This window comes from Mycolicibacterium novocastrense (genome assembly GCF_001499835.1).
Taxonomy (GTDB): Bacteria; Actinomycetota; Actinomycetes; order Mycobacteriales; family Mycobacteriaceae; genus Mycobacterium; species Mycobacterium novocastrense.
Genome location: NZ_LQIH01000048.1, coordinates 1 through 4,361, shown reverse-complemented (window position 1 = coordinate 4,361; position 4,361 = coordinate 1). Strand labels below are relative to the sequence as shown.

The 4,361-nt window shown below is 72.1% G+C and carries 5 protein-coding genes and 1 pseudogene; 2 read left to right on the top strand and 4 right to left on the bottom strand.

Annotated elements, in window-relative coordinates; translation table 11 throughout:
- Positions 1–744 (top strand): annotated as a pseudogene (locus AU072_RS23175) (transglycosylase family protein); the annotation flags it as partial.
- A gap of 18 nt (positions 745–762) precedes the next feature.
- On the opposite strand, the gene AU072_RS23170 reads toward AU072_RS23175, so the two are convergent.
- From AU072_RS23170 to AU072_RS23155, 4 genes are read right to left on the bottom strand one after another with little or no spacing between them, the layout of a single operon-like run.
- Complete coding sequence (locus tag AU072_RS23170) at positions 763–1,191, bottom strand: molybdenum cofactor biosynthesis protein MoaE (protein ID WP_064415931.1); 429 nt, start codon at positions 1,189–1,191, stop codon at positions 763–765.
- Complete coding sequence (locus AU072_RS23165; protein ID WP_174523754.1) at positions 1,188–1,664, bottom strand: MogA/MoaB family molybdenum cofactor biosynthesis protein; 477 nt, start codon at positions 1,662–1,664, stop codon at positions 1,188–1,190. The genes AU072_RS23170 and AU072_RS23165 overlap by 4 nt, the downstream gene beginning before the upstream one ends.
- Entirely contained in the window at positions 1,664–2,140 is a 477-nt protein-coding gene (gene moaC, locus AU072_RS23160) for a cyclic pyranopterin monophosphate synthase MoaC (RefSeq protein ID WP_082680816.1), read from the bottom strand. Before moaC ends, AU072_RS23165 begins: the two co-directional genes overlap by 1 nt.
- Positions 2,141–2,332, bottom strand: a complete 192-nt coding sequence (locus AU072_RS23155) for a hypothetical protein (RefSeq protein ID WP_174523753.1) — start codon at positions 2,330–2,332, stop codon at positions 2,141–2,143.
- 65 nt (positions 2,333–2,397) lie between these two features.
- Between AU072_RS23155 and AU072_RS23150 the strand changes: the two genes are divergently transcribed.
- Positions 2,398–4,361: helicase-associated domain-containing protein (locus tag AU072_RS23150; protein WP_064415930.1), on the top strand; the 1,964-nt coding region annotated here is incomplete at its 3' end.

The window sequence follows — 4,361 nt, the reverse complement described above, 5'->3', positions numbered from 1 at the left end:
GGGGCGGGGGGGGGCGCCCCCCCCCCCCCCCCCCCCCCCCCCCCCCCCCCCCCCCCCCCCCCCCCCCCCCCCGCCCCCGTCGTCGATGCGTTGGCCGCCCCGGTTCCGGAGGCTCCGCCCGTCGATGCGCTGGCCGCCCCGGTGCCCGAGGCACCGCCCGTCGATGCGCTGGCCGCCCCCGTACCCGAGGCTCCGCCGGCTCCGGCCCCGGCGCCTGAAGCACCGCCTGCACCCGCGCAGTTCGACGCGTTGGCCGCCCCCGTACCCGAGGCACCGCCCGCGCCGTTCGATCCGTTGGCCCCACCTGTGCCCGAGGCGCCTCCGGTCGATGCGCAGGCCGTTGCCAACTGGGACGTCGCACCGGATATGCCGGTGCCGGGTCAGCAGCCGGAACTCTGGTCGCTGCCCGTCGACGCGGCGCTCCAGCCCGCCCCGCAGATGCCGCCGGCCCCGCCCGCGCCGGCCGCCGATCCGGTCGCGGCCGACGCCGGCGTTCCGCATCTCGCAAGCCCGGAGAACCTGCCGGCGGGGACCACCGTCGACCGTGCACAGGCCGGGGTCGACAGCCCGAACGTCTCCTACTTGAAGGAGATCTGGCACGCGATTCAGACGCAGGACATCACCGGCAAGGATGCGCTGCTGGCACTGACCCAGCGTCCGCTCACCACGCCGGACGCACCGGGCGGCCAGGCGCCGAATCTGCCTGCAGCACCGGCACCGGACGCACCGCTGCCGCCTGCCTGATCACCACGCGGGCAGCCGCTACGCGGAGTTCACCCATTCGTCGGAGCCGTCGGCGAAGAACTGGTGCTTCCACACCGGGAGTCGCTCCTTGACGACGTCGACCAGTCGCGCGCACGTCTGGAACGCGGCCGCGCGATGATCAGCCGCGACGGCGGCCACCAGCGCCGCATCACCGATCTCGAGGGCCCCGATGCGGTGGCTGACCGCGATGGCCCGGACCCCTTCCGCATCGGCGGCGATCTCAGCGGCCACCTCCGCAAGCGTCTGCGGCGCCGACGGATGCGCTGAATACTCCAGCCGCAGCACAGAACGCCCACCGTCGTGGTCGCGCACGACACCGGCGAAGCTCACCACCGCACCAGCCGAGGCGTTGGCGACCAGCGCTTCGTGCTCGGCGGGATCGATGGTCTGGTCGCTGAGGTCCGCGCGCAGCACCACGGCCGTCATCGCGAGTGGTCCTTTCCACCGATCTGATCCAGCGCATGTTCGAGAACGCGGTCGAGTACGCCCAGTCCGTCTTTGACGCCGCCGGGCGATCCGGGCAGGTTCACGATCAGCGTGCGGTCCTTGACCCCGCACACTCCGCGCGACAGCACCGACGTCGGCACCTTGTCCTCCCCAGCCCGACGGATCGCGTCGGCCAGGCCCGGAATCTGGTAGTCGACCAGCGCGGCGGTGGCCTCGGCGGTGCGGTCCGTCGGCGAGATACCCGTGCCGCCAGAGGTGATCACCACGTCGGCCCCGTCGTCGACCGCGGCGGAGATGGCATCGGCGACCGCATCTCCGTCCGGTACCACCACGGGCGCCGGGGTGGCGATGTCACGGCCGGTGAGCCAGTCCACGACGATCGGTCCGCTGCGGTCCTCGTAAACGCCTGCGGCGGCTCGTGTGGAGGCGATGACAACCCGGCCCGACCGCATCAGCGGGTCCACGTCCCGGTCTTGCCGCCCTCTTTGCGCAGCACCCTGATGTCGTCGATGCGGGCGGCGGGGTCGACGGCCTTGATCATGTCGTAGAGGGTCAATGCGGCCACGCTCACCGCGGTCAGTGCCTCCATCTCGACGCCGGTGCGGTCGGTGCTGCGCACGGCGGCGGTGATGTGCACGGTGTTCTCGTCGATCTCGAAGTCGACGTCGACCCCCGTCAGCGCCAACTGATGGCACAGCGGGATGAGGTCGCTGGTGCGCTTGGCGGCCAGGATGCCCGCAACGCGGGCGGTGGCCAGCGCGTCACCCTTGGGCAGGCCTCCCGACGCGATCATCGCGACGACGTCGGCCGTGGTGCGGAGGGTTCCGGCCGCGACGGCGGTGCGCTTGGTGACGTCCTTGGCCGTGACGTCGACCATGTGCGCCGCGCCGGTCTCGTCGACGTGTGAGAGGCGGGGCCGCTCGGACACCTACTTGTTGACGACCGTGACCGCGTGCACGTACGGCAGTTCGTCCGCGGGCAGCGGGAACGTGATCTCACCGAAGGGCGACAGCGCGCCGGTACGGTCGGTGGCCAGCTCGCTCACCGCGTGGTCGTCGTCTCCGTCGATCTCAGGCCAGCCCGGATCGACGTACCGCTTCTTCCCTTTGTTGTCTGCCACGCCCACATTGTGGCAAACGACTCGGCCGGTGGCGACACCGCCACACTCCTTTACGCTGGTCAGCAATGACCGAGAACGCACCAGGCCTCCCCCTCGGTGCCTGGTTGGCCGATCTCCCCGACGACCGGCTCATCCGGCTGCTGGAGTTGCGGCCCGACCTGACCCAACCGCCACCGGGGTCGATCGCTGCGCTGGCGGCCCGCGCACAGGCCCGCCAGTCGGTCAAGGCCGCCACCGACGACCTCGACTTCCTGCGGCTCGCCGTGCTCGACGCGCTGCTCGTGCTGCACGCCGACACGACCGCCGTTCCGGTCACCAAACTGCTGGAGCTCATCGGCGACCGAGCCCCCGAAGCGGCCGTCGCCGAGGCCCTCGACGATCTGCGCGACCGTGGGCTGGTGTGGGGTGAGGCGGCGGTCCGAGTGGCGGGCGAAGCCGTCGCGGGCTTGCCGTGGTACCCGGGGCAGGCCACGGTCGAAGACACGGCGGCGAACCCACAGGACATCGCCGCCCGGCTGGAGGCGCTCGACGAGGCGCAGTCCGAGCTGTTGCAGAAGTTGCTCGAGGGCTCGCCGGTGGGCCGCACCCGCGACGCCGCACCCGGCACACCGGCCGATCGCCCGGTGCAGCGGCTGCTGGCCGCTGGCCTGCTGCGCCAGGTCGACGCGGACACCGTAATCCTGCCGCGGCTCGTCGGCCAGGTGTTGCGCGGTGAACTGCCGGGCCCCGTGCAGCTGACCGAACCCGACCCGGTGGTGTCGACGACGACGGCGGCCGACGCCGACGCGGTCGCCGCCGGCGCCGCGCTGGACCTTCTCCGCGAAGTGGAGGTGGTACTCGAAACACTCGGTGCCACACCGGTTCCCGAGTTGCGCAGCGGCGGCCTCGGCGTGCGTGACGTCAAACGGCTGACCAAGGCCACCGGCATCGACGAACGCCGCCTGGGGCTGATCCTCGAAGTGACCGCGGGCGCAGGCCTCATCTCGGCGGGCATGCCCGAGCCCGAACCGGACGCCGGTGACGGTCCGTACTGGGCGCCGACGGTCTCCTCCGACCGGTTCGTCGAATCACCGACAGCGGTCAAATGGCATCTGCTGGCGACGACCTGGCTGGAACTTCCCGGACGGCCGAGCCTGATCGGCAAGCGTGGACCCGACGGCAAACCCTATGCCGCGCTGTCGGATTCGCTGTTCTCCACTGCCGCACCATTGGACAGGCGACTGCTCCTGGAGGTGCTGGCAAGCCTGCCGCCCGGCGCGGGCGCCGACGCAGGTGAGGCGTCGCGGGCGATGATCTGGCGCAGGCCGCGCTGGGCGGTGCGGTTGCAGCCGGGGCCGGTCGGAGACCTGCTGACCGAGGCGCATGCATTGGGGCTGGTGGGTCGGGGCGCCCTTGCCACCCCGGCTCGGGCGCTGGTCACCGACGCTTCACCCGACGACGTGGTCAAGGCGATGGACAAGGTGCTGCCCGCGCCGATCGACCATTTCCTGTTGCAGGCCGACCTCACGGTGGTCGTTCCCGGCCCGCTGCAGCGAGACCTGGCCGAACAATTGGCCGCGGTGGCGAGCGTGGAATCGGCGGGCGCGGCGATGGTGTATCGGGTCAGCGAGCCGTCGATCCGCCGGGCGCTCGACACCGGCCGTACCGCGGGCGAATTGCACGCCTTCTTCGGTCGCCACTCGAAAACACCTGTGCCGCAAGGCTTAACGTATCTCGTCGACGATGTGGCCCGCAGGCACGGTCAGTTGCGCGTCGGTATGGCGGCGTCGTTCGTGCGGTGCGAGGATGCGGCGCTGCTCGCGCAGGCGGTGGGTGCACCGGCGACGGAGTCGCTGGAGATGCGCCTGCTGGCGCCGACGGTCGCGGTGTCGCAGGCGCCGATCGCCGACGTGCTCGCGGCGCTGCGCCAGGCAGGCTTCGCGCCGGCGGCCGAGGACTCGACCGGTGCCATCGTCGACATCCGCGCCCGCGGGGCGCGGGTGCCCGCCCCGGCAGGGCGACGGCGCAGCTACCGACTCGCCCCGACGCC